General features: G+C 49.1%; 14 protein-coding genes and 1 tRNA gene. 13 read left to right on the plus strand and 2 right to left on the minus strand.

What is annotated here, in order from left to right; genetic code table 11:
• The first annotated feature begins 61 nt into the window (after positions 1-61).
• Positions 62-208: a hypothetical protein gene (locus LC508_RS01225; protein ID WP_181014583.1), complete on the plus strand. Its 147-nt coding sequence runs from the start codon at positions 62-64 to the stop codon at positions 206-208.
• A 54-nt stretch (positions 209-262) separates the two neighbouring features.
• Here LC508_RS01225 and LC508_RS01230 read toward each other — a convergent pair whose 3' ends face one another.
• Complete coding sequence (locus tag LC508_RS01230; protein ID WP_054352362.1) at positions 263-793, minus strand: ferritin-like domain-containing protein; 531 nt, start codon at positions 791-793, stop codon at positions 263-265.
• A gap of 244 nt (positions 794-1,037) precedes the next feature.
• A tRNA-Gly gene (locus LC508_RS01235) sits at positions 1,038-1,108 on the minus strand.
• 320 nt (positions 1,109-1,428) lie between these two features.
• Between LC508_RS01235 and leuB the strand changes: the two genes are divergently transcribed.
• The 12 genes from leuB (at position 1,429) to LC508_RS01295 (ending at position 15,446) form a co-directional block, all read left to right on the plus strand.
• Positions 1,429-2,511, plus strand: coding sequence for a 3-isopropylmalate dehydrogenase (leuB, locus tag LC508_RS01240; protein ID WP_033143500.1), 1,083 nt, complete (start codon positions 1,429-1,431; stop codon positions 2,509-2,511).
• A gap of 47 nt (positions 2,512-2,558) precedes the next feature.
• On the plus strand, positions 2,559-4,226 hold the full coding sequence (gene ilvD / locus LC508_RS01245; RefSeq protein ID WP_103733117.1) for a dihydroxy-acid dehydratase: 1,668 nt from the start codon (positions 2,559-2,561) through the stop codon (positions 4,224-4,226).
• Between the two features lie 38 nt (positions 4,227-4,264).
• Positions 4,265-5,950, plus strand: a complete 1,686-nt coding sequence (gene ilvB / locus LC508_RS01250) for a biosynthetic-type acetolactate synthase large subunit (RefSeq protein ID WP_033143498.1) — start codon at positions 4,265-4,267, stop codon at positions 5,948-5,950.
• 153 nt (positions 5,951-6,103) lie between these two features.
• The gene (gene serC / locus LC508_RS01255) at positions 6,104-7,186 is read left to right on the plus strand and encodes a 3-phosphoserine/phosphohydroxythreonine transaminase (protein WP_103731469.1); all 1,083 of its coding nucleotides are present in this window, start codon (positions 6,104-6,106) and stop codon (positions 7,184-7,186) included.
• Between the two features lie 2 nt (positions 7,187-7,188).
• Positions 7,189-8,352, plus strand: coding sequence for a phosphoglycerate dehydrogenase (locus tag LC508_RS01260; RefSeq protein WP_054352363.1), 1,164 nt, complete (start codon positions 7,189-7,191; stop codon positions 8,350-8,352).
• A 320-nt stretch (positions 8,353-8,672) separates the two neighbouring features.
• The gene (locus LC508_RS01265; protein WP_156120899.1) at positions 8,673-8,840 is read left to right on the plus strand and encodes a hypothetical protein; all 168 of its coding nucleotides are present in this window, start codon (positions 8,673-8,675) and stop codon (positions 8,838-8,840) included.
• A gap of 13 nt (positions 8,841-8,853) precedes the next feature.
• Complete coding sequence (locus LC508_RS01270) at positions 8,854-10,089, plus strand: DUF1015 domain-containing protein (RefSeq protein WP_103731468.1); 1,236 nt, start codon at positions 8,854-8,856, stop codon at positions 10,087-10,089.
• Between the two features lie 3 nt (positions 10,090-10,092).
• The gene (hydE, locus tag LC508_RS01275; RefSeq protein ID WP_033143494.1) at positions 10,093-11,151 is read left to right on the plus strand and encodes a [FeFe] hydrogenase H-cluster radical SAM maturase HydE; all 1,059 of its coding nucleotides are present in this window, start codon (positions 10,093-10,095) and stop codon (positions 11,149-11,151) included.
• A gap of 21 nt (positions 11,152-11,172) precedes the next feature.
• Positions 11,173-12,594, plus strand: a complete 1,422-nt coding sequence (hydG, locus tag LC508_RS01280; protein WP_033143493.1) for a [FeFe] hydrogenase H-cluster radical SAM maturase HydG — start codon at positions 11,173-11,175, stop codon at positions 12,592-12,594.
• A gap of 13 nt (positions 12,595-12,607) precedes the next feature.
• On the plus strand, positions 12,608-13,792 hold the full coding sequence (gene hydF, locus LC508_RS01285) for a [FeFe] hydrogenase H-cluster maturation GTPase HydF (protein WP_054352364.1): 1,185 nt from the start codon (positions 12,608-12,610) through the stop codon (positions 13,790-13,792).
• A 27-nt stretch (positions 13,793-13,819) separates the two neighbouring features.
• Positions 13,820-14,311, plus strand: a complete 492-nt coding sequence (locus tag LC508_RS01290) for a GNAT family N-acetyltransferase (protein WP_033143491.1) — start codon at positions 13,820-13,822, stop codon at positions 14,309-14,311.
• A gap of 40 nt (positions 14,312-14,351) precedes the next feature.
• Positions 14,352-15,446: an alkaline phosphatase family protein gene (locus tag LC508_RS01295; RefSeq protein WP_033143490.1), complete on the plus strand. Its 1,095-nt coding sequence runs from the start codon at positions 14,352-14,354 to the stop codon at positions 15,444-15,446.
• The last annotated feature ends 1 nt before the right edge of the window (position 15,447 follow it).

The following is a 15,447-nucleotide window of genomic DNA, read 5'->3' on the forward strand; positions in this document are numbered from 1 at the left end:
TTTGGGAATACTGAAGTGTAAGAATAATATGTAAAAACACTTTAATGCCGAGGTGAATAAGATGGATAAAAAGCAGCAGGAAGCGTTAAACAGAAAGAGATCAAACGAGACTTTCAACAGCATTACCCAGAAGGTAAAACCGGAAAACCAGAATCAGCAGCACAATGCCAGGTCTGAGGCCGTGGAGCCGAAGATCAGACAGGTATAAAGAGCTGTCGGCAGGGGCGGAATGCCGCCCCTTTCACAAAGCAGTGTCAAACAATTATATCTGTGACAAAAAGTCACTGAAAATATTATAGTGCAGTTTTTCATCGAGGGCCAGTCTTGCCAGCATTTTTGAAACAAGAGGATCTTTTATTTCTCTTGACTGTTCCAGATATGCTTTGGCAGCAAACTTCTCTGATTTAGCGTTAACTGCAAGTATGGTGTAAATATCAGGGCTGTAATCCACCATATCCCCGCACCAGAAAGATTTGGATTCTGAAGAACGGCATTCCGGCTGTCCGCCGAGAAGGGCGATCAACTGTCCAATGACAGAGAAATGGTGTTCCTCGACCACGGCAATGCGTTTGATTATACGGCGGATATTACCGTATTCGTTATTGATTGTCCAGGATTGGAATAGATATTGATGTACAGTTGTCATTTCACTGACCGCAGATGCAAGATCCGGCATGAGCAGCTGTGCGTAATCTGTATTTTTTTCAGTGACTTTGACCGGGGGATACCAGTTAGAGTATTTCACTGGTATGGAATCGGGATTGGCATGGATATTATACTGGTATTTATTCATATTTGATTTCCTAAATGGGATTAATAATTTTTATGTGGGAAGGTTCCGGGATAGAACTATATTTGCAGGTAGTTCCGGATAGCTCAACAGGCAGTATAAAAACGGACTCAGCAAAATTGCTGGGTCCTCTGTTTTTATTTGGCTATAAATCCAATAGGATATTTAACGGAATTACATTAATGAAGAAGCAAAGAAAAAGCAGTAAAAACCTTTAAATTCAAGATTTTTACTGCAAACACTTAACAGCAGATAACGGGAATCGAACCCGCCTCTCCAGCTTGGGAAGCTGGCGTTCTACCGATGAACTATATCTGCATACATGTATAATTGAGGAACCTGAACATTTCCAGGCATGCACCAGCCTGCGCGTGTTCCTCCGGGATATTCATATGTGTGAACCGAGACACCGCAGATACGGGCGTAACCGCACTCCTCCCGGAACTGATGCGTTGAAAATATTATAATCCAAATTATTTTTATTTGCAAGAGGGTTTTTAAACTGTTATAGCTTATATAACGAAAAAGAATAGCAGACTGCCTTATTATGCCTTGAAATATAAGCGAAAAAGGATTATCATAATTAAAATACTATAATGCGATAACATACGACAACTGTACGACAGGAGGAGAATCTCATGAACTATAAAATTGCATTGATACCGGGTGACGGAATCGGACCGGAGATTGTGGCAGAGGCCAAAAAAGTGCTGGATAAGGTCTGTGAAACATACGGACACAGCTTTTCCTATGAGGAAGTGCTGCTGGGCGGGGCATCTATTGATGTACACGGTGTACCGCTGACAGAGGAGGCTGTGGAGACGGCAAAGGCTTCTGACGCAGTGCTGATGGGTTCCATCGGAGGGGATGCCAAGACTTCTCCCTGGTATAAACTGGAGCCGTCAAAACGCCCTGAGGCAGGACTTTTAGCTATCAGAAAAGCCCTGAATCTGTTTGCCAATCTGCGCCCGGCGTATCTGTATGATGAGCTGAAAGGTGCCTGCCCCCTGAAAGAGGAAGTCATCGGAGACGGATTTGACATGATCATTGTCAGGGAGCTGACCGGCGGCCTGTATTTCGGTGAGAGAAAGACTGTGGAGGAAAACGGTGTAACTACAGCCGTTGACACACTTACATATAATGAAAATGAAATCCGCAGAATCGCTGTCAAGGCATTTGATATTGCCATGAAGAGAAGCAAAAAAGTTACAAGTGTGGACAAAGCCAATGTACTGGACTCCTCCAGACTCTGGAGAAAAGTAGTGGAAGAGGTGGCAAAGGACTATCCGGAAGTGACACTGGAACACATGCTGGTAGATAACTGCGCTATGCAGCTTGTCCATAACCCGGGTCAGTTTGATGTGATCCTCACAGAGAACATGTTCGGCGACATTCTGTCTGATGAGGCCAGCATGGTGACAGGTTCCATCGGAATGCTCTCATCAGCCAGCTTAAATGAGACAAAATTCGGCCTTTATGAACCAAGCCACGGTTCAGCGCCTGACATTGCGGGAAAAGGCATCGCCAATCCCCTGGCAACCATTCTGTCTGCGGCTATGATGCTGCGCTATTCCCTGGACCTGGACAAAGAGGCAGATGCCGTGGAGGCAGCCGTACAGAAAGTCCTCACAGAGGGATACCGCACAGTGGATATTATGGCAGACGGTATGAAGCAGGTGGGAACCAAAGAGATGGGAGATTTGATCGCAGAGCGGATCTGAGATTGGAATGAGATAGATAACGGACAACAGAAAGGATTGTGAATGATATGAGAAGTGATGCAGTAAAAACAGGTATGCAGCAGGCACCGCACCGTTCCCTGTTCAATGCCCTGGGAATGACAAAAGAGGAACTGGAACGGCCGTTGGTAGGTATTGTGAGTTCCTACAATGAGATCGTGCCGGGTCACATGAATCTGGACAAAATCGTGGATGCCGTAAAATTAGGTGTTGCTATGGCAGGCGGAACGCCCATTATGTTTCCGGCTATTGCTGTCTGCGACGGCATTGCCATGGGACATACGGGAATGAAGTATTCCCTGGTGACAAGGGATCTGATCGCGGATTCCACAGAGGCTATGGCTATGGCCCATCAGTTTGACGCCCTGGTCATGGTGCCAAACTGTGATAAGAACGTGCCGGGACTTCTGATGGCAGCAGCCAGGATCAATGTCCCCACTGTATTTGTGAGCGGCGGCCCCATGCTGGCAGGCCGTGTGCATGGCCAGAAGAGAAGTCTCTCCTCCATGTTTGAGGCCGTGGGCTCCTACAGCGCAGGAACCATGACAGCGGAGGAAGTGGAAGAATTTGAAAATAAAGTCTGCCCCACCTGCGGCTCCTGCTCCGGCATGTACACTGCCAACAGCATGAACTGTCTGACAGAGGTGCTGGGCATGGGATTAAAAGGAAACGGCACTATTCCGGCTGTATATTCCGAGAGAATCAAGCTTGCAAAACACGCGGGCATGCAGGTAATGGAAATGTACAGACAGAACATCCGTCCAAGGGATATCATGACAAAAGACGCCATCATGAATGCCCTGACCGTGGATATGGCACTCGGATGTTCTACCAACAGTATGCTGCATCTGCCGGCAATTGCCCATGAGATCGGATGGGATTTTGATATTACATTTGCAAATGAAGTGAGCGCAAAGACACCGAACCTGTGCCATCTGGCACCGGCAGGCCCCACCTACATAGAAGACTTGAATGAGGCCGGCGGCGTGTATGCGGTCATGAATGAACTGACCAAAAAAGATCTGCTGAACCTGGACTGCATGACAGTGACAGGAAAGACAGTGGGTGAAAATATCAAGAACTGTGTAAACAGAAATCCGGAGGTGATCCGCCCTGTAGAAAATCCTTACAGCCAGACCGGCGGCCTTGCGGTTCTCACAGGCAACCTGGCTCCGGACGGCGGCGTGGTAAAACGCTCCGCGGTCTGTGAGGAGATGATGGTACATGAAGGCCCTGCAAGGGTATTTGAGTGCGAGGAGGATGCCATTGACGCCATTAAGGGCGGTAAGATCGTGGCAGGCGATGTGGTTGTGATACGCTATGAGGGACCAAAAGGCGGCCCGGGTATGAGAGAGATGTTAAACCCCACTTCCGCCATTGCAGGTATGGGACTCGGCTCCAGCGTGGCACTGATCACGGACGGACGTTTCTCCGGTGCATCCCGCGGAGCTTCCATCGGACATATTTCCCCGGAAGCAGCCGTAGGCGGCCCCATTGCCCTTGTTAAGGAGGGAGATACCATCCGCATCAATATTCCGGAAAACAAACTGGAACTGGCCGTATCGGATGAGGAGCTGGCAAGGAGAAAGGCTGAGTGGCAGCCAAGAGAGCCTAAGGTGAACACAGGATACCTGGCACGCTATGCGGCTATGGTGACCAGCGGCAACAGAGGGGCTGTTCTGGAAATCCAGAAATAAAAAGAAAAAGAAAAGATAACGGTTGGGAGGATTTCAATATGCAGTTGACAGGAGCAGAAATAGTAATCGAATGTTTAAAAGAGCAGGGTGTAGATACCGTTTTCGGTTATCCGGGCGGAACGATTCTGAACATTTATGATGAGTTATATAAACACAGCAATGAGATTCATCACGTACTCACATCCCATGAGCAGGGTGCAGCCCATGCAGCGGACGGCTATGCCCGTTCCACAGGGAAAGTGGGTGTGTGTTTTGCAACCAGCGGCCCCGGCGCCACCAACCTGGTAACAGGTATTGCCACAGCACATATGGATTCTGTGCCTGTGGTTGCCATCACCTGTAACGTAGGTGTTCCTCTTCTGGGAAAAGACAGCTTCCAGGAGGTAGATATCGCAGGTGTGGTTATGCCGATCACAAAACACAGCTTTATCGTAAAAGACGTGAAAAAGCTGGCGAAGACCATCCGTCGTGCTTTTGTCATTGCAAAGAGCGGACGGCCCGGCCCTGTCCTTGTGGATATCACCAAGGATGTGACTGCAGCCAAGACAGAATTTGAAACTACAGTGCCAAAGCCGGTGAAACCCTATGTGGCTGAGATTGAAGAAGCAGATCTGGCTAAAGCAGCAGATATGATCCGGGAGGCAAAACGTCCCTTTATCTTTGTGGGCGGCGGAGCCATCGCGTCCAACGCCTGGGAGGAGCTGCGCACACTTGCACACAAGATCCAGGCTCCTGTGACCGATTCCCTTATGGGAAAAGGCGCATTTTCCGGCGAGGATGAGCTGTATACCGGTATGCTGGGGATGCACGGAACCAAAGCCTCCAATCTGGGTGTGACAAAATGTGACCTGCTGATCACCGTGGGTGCCAGATTCAGTGACCGTGTGACCGGCAATACCAGAAACTTTGCCAGAAATGCGAAGGTGATCCAGATAGATGTGGATGCAGCGGAGATCAATAAAAATGTGCTGGTTGACTGCAGCGTTGTGGGTGACGCCAGAGAAGTTCTGAAACGCCTGAATGATATGCTGGAGCAGAAAGAACATAAAGAGTGGCTGGGATACATAGAGGAGCTGAAAGAAAAATATCCTCTGCGCTACAACCAGGAGGGCTTAAGCGGTCCTGCCATTATCGAGGAGATCTACCGCCAGACAAAAGGCGATGCCATAATTGTAACAGAGGTGGGACAGCACCAGATGTGGGCTGCCCAGTATTACAAATATAAAACACCCCGCACCTTCCTGTCCTCCGGCGGCCTGGGAACCATGGGCTACGGCCTTGGGGCAGCCATCGGCGCCAAGATGGGCAATCCGGACAAGGTGGTCATCAATGTGGCAGGAGACGGCTGTTTCCGTATGAACATGAATGAGATCGCAACAGCCACCAGAAATGATGTACCTCTTATCCAAGTGGTCATCAATAACCAGGTGCTGGGAATGGTACGTCAGTGGCAGACGCTGTTCTATGAGGGCAGATATTCTAATACAGTATTAAAAGACAAAGTTGATTTTGTCAAACTGGCAGAGGCCATGGGAGCAGTGGGTATCCGCGTGACCACAAAAGAGGAGCTGCAGGAAGCCCTTGCAAAAGCCATCCGGTTAAATACAACGGTGGTTCTGGACTGCATGATCGACAGTGATGATAAGGTATTCCCAATGGTACCGGCAGGGGCCAACATTGAGGATGCGTTCGACGAGGAAGACCTGAAAGCAAAACAGAAATAATATGTCTTTTGTAGAAAGACAAATGTTTTTATTGACAATAATATAACAAAGAGGTAGAATACTTCTTGTCAAGCAATTTATGCCACGTGTCCCCAGAGGGGGCATGTGGCGTAACCGTTTTGAAGAGTAAATCAACAGAGGAGGAAACAACAAGTGAGCAGAGTTTATAACTTTTCAGCAGGACCGGCTGTTCTGCCGGAGGAAGTGCTGCGGGAAGCGGCAGAAGAGATGCTGGATTATAAAGGAACAGGCATGTCTGTTATGGAGATGAGCCACCGTTCCAAAGCATTCGAGGATATCATACATACTGCGGAGGCAGATTTGAGAGAGTTGCTGCATATTCCGGATAACTATAAAGTATTATTTCTGCAGGGCGGTGCCCATCAGCAGTTTGCCATGATCCCCATGAACCTGATGAAAAACAAAGTGGCTGACTACATCGTAACAGGCCAGTGGGCGAAAAAAGCATGGCAGGAGGCACAGAAGTACGGGACAGCCAACAAGATCGCGTCCTCTGAGGATAAAACTTTCTCCTACATTCCGGACTGTTCCGACCTTCCCATCAGCCCGGATGCGGATTATGTGTACATCTGCGAGAACAATACGATATACGGAACAAAATTTAAAACACTGCCGGACACAAAGGGCAAGACCCTGGTGGCGGACGTTTCCTCCTGTTTCCTCTCCGAACCGATGGACGTGGAGAAATACGGTATTATTTACGGCGGCGCGCAGAAGAATATCGGCCCTGCAGGTGTGGTGATCGCCATCATCCGTGAGGATCTGATCACAGAGGATGTGCTTCCGGGAACACCGACCATGCTGACCTATAAGACACATGCGGACGCGGAGTCCTTATACAATACACCGAACTGCTACGGCATTTACATGTGCGGCAAGGTATTTCAGTGGCTGAAAAAACAGGGCGGCCTGAAAGCCATGAAAGAGCACAATGAGAAAAAAGCAAAGATCCTGTATGATTTCCTGGATGAGAGCGTAATGTTCAAAGGTACCGTGGAACCGGCTTCCCGTTCCCTTATGAATGTTCCCTTTGTCACAGGAGATAAGGATTTGGATGCGAAATTTATCAAAGAGGCCCAGGCGGCAGGCTTTGTGAATCTGAAAGGCCACAGAAGCGTAGGCGGCATGCGTGCCAGCATTTACAATGCCATGCCCATAGAGGGCGTGGAGGCTCTGGTTGCCTTTATGAAAAAATTTGAAAAGGAGAATGCTTGATCATGTACAGATATCACTGTTTAAATCCCATTTCCAGCGTAGGACTGGAGCATTTCCCGGCAAAATACGAGAGCACGGACAATATGTCTGATGCGGATGCCGTGCTGGTGAGAAGTGCAAACATGCATGAGATGGAGCTTCCGAAGAATGTGGTTGCCATTGCCAGAGCAGGTGCCGGCGTCAACAATATTCCGCTGGAAGAGTGCGCAAAGGACGGCGTGGTAGTCTTCAACACACCGGGAGCAAATGCCAATGGTGTAAAGGAGATGGTCATTGCCGGAATGCTGCTGGCATCCAGGGATATAGTGGGCGGTATCGAGTGGCTGGAGCACCAGGAAGCCACAGAGGATATCGGAAAGCTGGCTGAAAAGAAGAAAAAACAGTTTGCCGGCTGTGAGATCAGCGGCAGAAAGCTGGGTATCATCGGTCTTGGCGCCATCGGTGTAAAAGTGGCAAATGCCGCGGTACATCTGGGAATGGAAGTCTATGGATATGACCCCTTCATCTCCGTGGATGCTGCGTGGAACCTTTCCAGAAGCATTCACCACATCAATGACCTGAATGTGATCTACAAGGAATGCGATTATATCACCATTCACGTGCCGCTGATGGAATCCACAAGAAAGATGATCGGCGCGGATGAGATCGCCCAGATGAAAGAGGGCGTGGTTATCCTGAACTTCGCAAGAGATCTTCTGGTGGATGAGGAAGCTCTGGCGGAGGCCCTGAAAGAGGGAAAAGTGAAAAAATACGTGACAGACTTTGCCAACCCTCTTGTGACCAGTACCCCGAATACCCTGGTAACTCCTCATCTGGGAGCATCCACAGAGGAATCCGAGGACAACTGTGCTGTCATGGCTGTCAGACAGCTTATGGACTATCTGGAAAACGGAAATATCAAGAATTCCGTAAACTATCCGGATTGTGATGCAGGAGCCTGTGTGGACGTGGGAAGAGTGACGATCAACCACAAAAATATTCCGAACATGATCAGCCAGTTCACAAAAGTGCTGGGTGATGCAGGCGTGAATATCTCCAACATGACCAACAAGAGTAAAGGCGATTTCGCCTATACTATGATCGACGTTTCCACACCGATTTCCGGAGACGTGGCAAAAGAACTGAAAAAGATTCATGGTGTTTACCGCGTGCGTATTGTGAAATGACCCTTTTAAAAGAATAGACGGATATGGGCCTGTCCTGAGACTTTGGTTTCAGGGCGGGCCCTTTTGTGGATATTCCGGAAATTATATATATTATCCTGTCGTTACCACTATGGAGATAAATAAACCAGGGTCGAAAAAAGCACCAGCGGGGAAAGAGTCAAGGCAATCCCCGTCTGGTGTTTTTTTAATACCTCTGTCAGTCATAAATCCGCCGGAAAGTGTGCAAATTATTGTGCCTATTTCATTGTATTTTAAGACTATATACGGTATAATTTTATTATGGCGTTATAAATAGGCATCAATATATTTGGGGTGTGAAAATGAGCAGAAAAATAAAAAAACCGAAAACATTCATACAGAAGAGAATCCGCAGTGCAAAGCGGATGAAATCTTTTTTTGGCGCGCTTGGCAGAAACCGCAGGCGGCTGGGAAAGGTATTCAATGGTGTCTGCGAAGTTGCTGCCCGCGTTATGGAGAAAAAACTATAAAGGAGATTTGATAATGGCGGTAGTTAAACCATTTTGTGCAGTGCGTCCCCAGGAGAACCTGGCATCTAAAATTGCCGCACTGCCATATGATGTATATAACAGAAAAGAGGCGAAAGAGGAGACCGAAAAAAATCCATATTCCTTTCTGAAGATTGACCGTCCGGAGACACAGTTTCCGGATGATACGGATATGTACGCTCCTGAGGTGTACAAACAGGCCCGCAGGATATTCTGGAAGATGATGGAGGACGGGGACTTCCTGCAGGATGTGGACCCCAATTTTTATCTCTATGAGCTTACCAGAAACGGGCATGTGCAGACAGGAATCGTGGCATGTGCGTCGATTGACGATTACTTAAACGGTGTCATCAAAAAACATGAGAACACCAGAGTGGAAAAAGAGCTGGACCGCATCCGCCATGTGGATGTGCTGGAGGCGCAGACAGGACCTATTTTCCTGGCCTACCGTGCCAATGCGGATTTTAAGCATCTGATGGATGTGAAGAAAAAGGATTTTCCCATTTTCGACTTTGTATCAGAGGACGGCATCCGTCACAGAGGATGGATGATCTATGAGTCAGCCATGATTCACAAGATAGAGAAGACCTTTCAGGCCATGGACAGCATATATATCGCAGACGGCCATCACAGGGCGGCCTCAGCCATCAAAGCAGGTCTGAAGAGACGCCGGGAGAATCCCAATTATACGGGCAGGGAGCCCTTTAATTACTTTCTGTGTACCCTGTTTGCAGATGAGGAGCTGGAAATCCTGGATTACAACCGTGTGGTAAAAGACTTAAACGGATATTCCGCGGAAGAGTTCCTGGAAAAAATAAGGGAGCGCTTTACCGTGTCCGAACCGGGAACAGAGGCAGTATCGCCCCGGGAAAAAGGCGAATTCGGTATGTATCTGGAGGACAGATGGTATAAACTTAAGATAAAGGAAGAATACCGGGCTACAGATGTGGTGGACGGACTGGATGTGGCATTGCTTCAGAATAACCTTCTGGAACCTGTGCTGGGGATCCGGGAGCCGGCAAAAGACCCCCGGATTGATTTTATCGGGGGAATCCGGGGACTGGGTGAGCTGGAAAAACGTGTGCAGACAGACTGTAAGGCAGCCTTTTCCATGTATCCCACTTCCATGGCAGAGCTTTTTGCGGTTGCGGACGCAGGAAAGCTGATGCCGCCGAAATCCACCTGGTTTGAGCCAAAGCTGAGAAGCGGGCTGTTTATTCACAGGATATAGACTATGACAGAGAATTTATTTGATAAAATTGACCGCTTAGAGGCAGGAGAGTCCCTGGACAGGGAGAGCTATACCGCGCTGATCGAAAAGCGGAATGAGGAACTTGCCGGATACCTGTTCGGCAAAGCAGCCGGGATGCGGGAGAAATATTACGGAAACCGCATTTATATCAGAGGGCTGATCGAGTTTACCAATTACTGCAAAAATGACTGTTATTACTGCGGAATCCGAAAAGGAAACCGAAAGGCAGAGCGTTACCGCCTAGGCAGGGAGGAAATCCTGGAGTGCTGCCGGAAAGGTTATGTTCTTGGGTTCAGAACTTTTGTGCTGCAGGGCGGAGAGGACCCCTGGTATACGGATGACAGGATCGCAGAGCTGGTCCGGGACATAAAAAAGGAGCACAGCGACTGCGCAGTGACGCTCTCCGTGGGGGAAAAGGAGAGAGAAGCTTATCAGAAGCTTTTTGATGCAGGGGCAGACAGATATCTGCTCAGGCATGAGACTGTATGCGAGGAACATTACCGCACGCTGCATCCCCCATCCATGTCTTATGATCACAGACAGGAATGTCTGAGAAATCTAAAGGACATTGGATTTCAGACAGGATGCGGATTTATGGTAGGAACGCCGGGGCAGACGGCTGAGAACCTGGCTGATGAACTGCTGTTTTTGAAAGAATTCCAGCCTGCCATGGTGGGAATCGGGCCTTTCATCCCCCACAGGGACACTCCATTTGGAACAAAGGCCCCGGGGAGTGCAGAGCTTACTCTGTATCTTCTGGGACTGATCCGCCTGCTGCTTCCGAAAGTCCTGCTTCCGGCCACAACTGCCCTTGGAACCATTTCCGATGACGGGCGGGAGAGAGGCATACTGGCAGGAGCCAATGTGGTTATGCCGAATTTATCGGCTTCACTGGTACAGGGGAAATATGAACTGTACGACCATAAAATTTATACCGGCGCAGAAAATGCCGCCGAACTGGAACTTCTTCGCAGCCGAATGAAGAAAATAGGCTGTGAAGTGACTGTAGACCGGGGGGACACCAAAATGTACACCCGGTAAAGAGAAAAGGAGAGGGTAAAAATGAATTACAATCCGAAATCACTGAAAGCAGAGGAATTTATTTCCCATGAGGAAATCCAGGAGACACTTGCCTACGCTGAGGCAAATAAGCACAATGAAGAGCTTATTGACCAGATCCTTGAGAAGGCAAAGCTCAGAAAGGGACTCACCCACAGGGAGGCATCCGTACTGCTTGACTGCGACATAGAGGAGAAAAACCAGGAGATTTACAAACTGGCTGAACAGATTAAAAAGGATTTCTACGGAAACCGGATTGTTATGTTTGCGCCCCTTTATCTGTCCAATTACTGTATCAACGGCTGCGTGTACTGTCCTTATCACAGAAAAAACAAACACATAGCCAGAAAGAAACTGACGCAGGAAGAGATCGTAAAAGAGGTAACCGCTCTGCAGGATATGGGCCACAAGCGCCTTGCTCTGGAAGCAGGGGAGGACCCGGTCAACAATCCCATTGAATACATACTGGAGAGCATTAAGACCATATACAGCATCAAACATAAAAACGGCGCAATCCGCCGTGTCAATGTAAATATCGCGGCCACCACAGTGGAGGATTACAGGAAATTAAAAGACGCCGGCATCGGTACCTATATTCTGTTCCAGGAGACCTACCATAAGGAGAGCTACAAAAAACTGCATCCCACAGGACCGAAGAGCAATTATGATTACCACACAGAAGCCATGGACAGAGCCATGGAGGGCGGCATTGACGATGTGGGACTGGGTGTACTGTTCGGGCTGGAGATGTACCGCTATGAATTTGCCGGTCTTCTCATGCACGCGGAGCATCTGGAGGCGGTTCACGGAGTCGGCCCGCATACCATCAGCGTTCCGAGGGTAAAACACGCAGATGATATCGATCCGTCTGCTTTTGACAACGGTATTGATGATGATATTTTCGCGAAACTGGTTGCCTGCATCCGAATCGCAGTGCCTTACACCGGTATGATCATCTCCACAAGAGAGAGTAAGGAGTGCAGGGAGAGAGTGCTTCACCTTGGCATTTCCCAGATCAGCGGTGCTTCCAGGACAAGCGTGGGCGGCTACAGCGAACCGGAACCGGAGGATGAGAACTCCGAGCAGTTTGATGTGTCAGACAAGCGAACCCTGGATGAGGTGGTGCACTGGCTGATGGACATGAAATATATCCCCAGCTTCTGTACTGCATGTTACAGGGAAGGAAGAACCGGTGACCGTTTCATGAGCCTGTGCAAGACAGGACAGATTCAGAACTGCTGCCACCCCAATGCCCTGATGACCCTGAAAGAGTTCCTTATGGATTACGCAAGCCCTGAGACAAGAAAAATCGGAGAAGAACTGATCCGGTCAGAACTTGTGAACATTCCAAGGGAAAGAACAAGAGAGATCGTGGTGGAACGCCTGGCAAAGATTGAGAACGGGGAGAGAGATTTCCGTTTCTGAGAGGAGGATATACATGAGCCTGAACGCAGCACCCTCTGCAAACAGGGTACATATCAGCTTTTTCGGGCGGCGCAACACCGGAAAGTCCAGTCTGCTCAACGCAGTCACAGGGCAGGAGATGGCAGTGGTATCGGATGTGAAGGGAACCACCACCGACCCGGTGCAGAAAGCCATGGAGCTTCTGCCCATAGGTCCTGTTTTGTTTATCGACACGCCGGGTATGGATGATGACCAGGAAGGCCTGGGCGCTCTCCGGGTAAAAAAGGCGGAGCAGGTGCTCCACAAAACAGACGTGGCAGTCCTGGTGGTGGAGGCGGGAAAAGAACTGGTCCCCATGGAACTACAGCTCATAGATCTCTTTGAAAAGAGAAAGCTGCCGTATCTTGTGGTATACAATAAAATGGATCTGCTGGCAGAGGAGAGAGAACCGAAGACAGACCATGAAATCTACGTGAGTGCCGGACAGGGTGTTCACATTACTGAACTGAAGGAAAAGCTGGGAAGCCTTGCAAAGGAAGGGCAGGAACGTCCTCTTGTAAAAGACCTGGTGTCACCGGGGGACTTTGTGCTCCTGGTGATCCCCATTGATAAAGCGGCACCGAAAGGGAGGCTGATCCTGCCTCAGCAGCAGGTGATCAGAGAACTGTTGGATACAGGTGCAGTTCCCCTTGCCGTGCAGGATGACAGGGTGGAGGATGTACTTGGACGTCTGGGAGAAAAACCGCGGCTTGTCATTACAGACAGCCAGGTGTTCGGGAAGGTGGACAAAGCGGTTACGGCTGATATCCCTCTTACTTCCTTTTCCATACTGTTCGCACGGTATAAAGGGATCCTGGACGGCGCGCTGGAGGGTGCCTATGCCCTTGACCGTCTGGAGGACGGGGACAAAGTGCTGATCAGTGAGGGCTGTACCCATCACCGGCAGTGCAATGATATCGGTACGGTGAAAATGCCCCGCTGGATTGAGGCGCATACCGGGAAAAAGCCTGACTTTGCATTTACCTCAGGAACCGGGTTTCCGGAGGATCTGACACCATATCGGCTGGTGGTACACTGCGGAGGCTGTATGCTTAATGAGCGGGAGATGCAGTGGCGCAGGAACCAGGCTGGCCTGCAGGGTGTGCCTATGACAAATTACGGTATAGCCATTGCGCATATGAACGGTATTTTGCAGCGGAGCCTGGAAATATTCCGGTGATCAGTAAATATGCGGGAGGGCAGTTTAATGGAGTATGTTCCAATTGATGAGACAAACCGGGAACGCGTCAATGAATTCATAGAGAGCCAGTGGCTCACAACAGAGATGGTCATTCGCGGCAGAGTTGTGGATATGACCGGGACAGACGGCATTGTTGTCTGGGAAAAGGGAAACATTGTGGGCCTTCTCACATACCTGATCCGGGACGGTATCTGTGAGATCATATCCCTGGACAGCCGTCAGGAGGGCCGGGGGATCGGAAGAAACCTGATCGAAAAGGTAAAAGAGACAGCAGAAAAGAAAAAATGCAGAAGGCTTGTGGTGATCACCACAAATGACAACATTCAGGCCATCCGCTTTTACCAGCGCTGCGGATTTGATATGTCACATCTGTACCACAATGCCCTGAACTTTTCAAGAAAGCTGAAACCGGAGATTCCTCTGATTGGGGCAAATGGAATTTTGCTGATGCATGAGATTGAATTTGCGATGGATCTGCAGCCGGGAAGGAACAGATAAAGAATCCGGCAGCAGAAAGGAAGAAAGAGGAGGATAAAAATTGTTTGCAGATTACAGCAATAGCCTGGTGAATTTATCCTGCTCTGTATTAAAAAGATTCGGCGCAGAATACGGTCATAAGACTTTGCCCTGTGCGGATGAATGGATGGGAAAGGGATTCAGGAACGTTGTTGTGGTCCTGCTGGACGGAATGGGATGCGAGGCGATTGACTTCCATCTGAAAGAGGATGGATTCTTCAGAAGCCATTACAGATGCGGGATCTCCTCCGTCTTTCCGCCTACGACAACGGCTGCCACCACGACTATGGAGAGCGGTCTGACACCGGCAGAGCATGGATGGCTGGGATGGAGCCTGTATTTTGGGGAAATCCATAAAGTTGTGAATGCTTTTACCAATCAAGACCAATATGAAAGGTGCGCAGCGGAAGATTACCATGTTGCCAGCCGTTTTATCCCTTACACAAAGATATATGACAAGATAAACCGGGCGGGAGTCGGACATGGATACAGTGTGTCCCATTTCGGCACAAATAAAATAGAAACCCTGGATGAAATGTGTGAGGAGATACAGAGGCTATGCGGGCAGGAGGACGAAAAGTACATCTATGCCTATTGGGAGGAACCGGACAGCACCATGCATGACCAGGGATGCCACAGTGAATGTGTGACAAGGGAATTAGAGTATCTGGAAGGGAAAATCGCCCGGATGTCCGACAGACTGGAGGATACACTTCTGATCGTGACAGCAGACCATGGGCATATAGATCTGTCGCATTATATTCTCACAGACTATCCGGACATATTGGAAATGCTGAGGCTTCCCATATCTGTGGAGGCCAGGGCAGCGGCCTTCTATGTGAAGGAGGAATTCAGGGAAGAATTTCCAAAAAGATTCCGCAGACATTTCGGAGAGGAGTTTCTGCTTTTCTCCGCCAAGGAGATGCGGGAGAAGCAGATATTCGGTGATGGGACACCCCGTGAAAGGTTTCGTGAACTGGCCGGTGATTTTCTGGCTGTGGCAACTGCGGATAAGGGATTTGCCTGGTCCAGAAATCTGCCCATGTTTCGATCAAACCATGCGGGCATGACAGAACAGGAAATGATGGTACCGCTCATTGTAGTGGAAAAGCAATAAT

Origin of the sequence: Blautia parvula (assembly GCF_020215665.1) — a bacterium.
GTDB lineage: Bacteria > Bacillota > Clostridia > Lachnospirales > Lachnospiraceae > Blautia > Blautia celeris.